1 pseudogene is annotated in these 467 nt (G+C 50.3%); it reads right to left on the reverse strand.

What is annotated here, in order from left to right:
- A pseudogene (locus ALO64_RS22620) lies at nt 1-467 on the reverse strand (hypothetical protein); the annotation flags it as partial.

Genomic DNA, 467 nt, shown 5'->3' on the forward strand with positions numbered 1-467 from the left:
AAAAAACTGATACTCCCGTGTGTTGATCTGAGGGACCTTGAATACATGCCCTTGCACAACATCCACTTCATCCAGCTTACGAGTCGTCACATAAGTAGCGGCTTCGATGGGATTATTGAAGTCGTCAAAACCCTTGAACGTGAAGGTGATCTTCTGGCCCTCGGCAATATTTACATAAGGTGAAACTTTTACATCGGCACCGTCCGGATTTTCATTGGGGCCCAGCACTCCGTTGGACGTGAGATTGAACGTGGGCCCGGTCAATCCGTTTTCGCCACCGGGTTGCTCTTCTCGAGACCGTACTGTTACAGGCTGAGTCGGACTCGTCATACTGTTTGGGTTTCCTGTACGCGTGACTGTGAAATACACGGGAATGGCTTCGCCGGTGCCTTGCAACTTCATCAGCTCGTTATCAATCGGAATAATCAAGTCTCTTGCCGCTGCAACGTCGCTAGGAGGGTGTAGAC

Source organism: Pseudomonas meliae, assembly GCF_001400515.1.
GTDB classification, from domain to species: domain Bacteria; phylum Pseudomonadota; class Gammaproteobacteria; order Pseudomonadales; family Pseudomonadaceae; genus Aquipseudomonas; species Aquipseudomonas amygdali.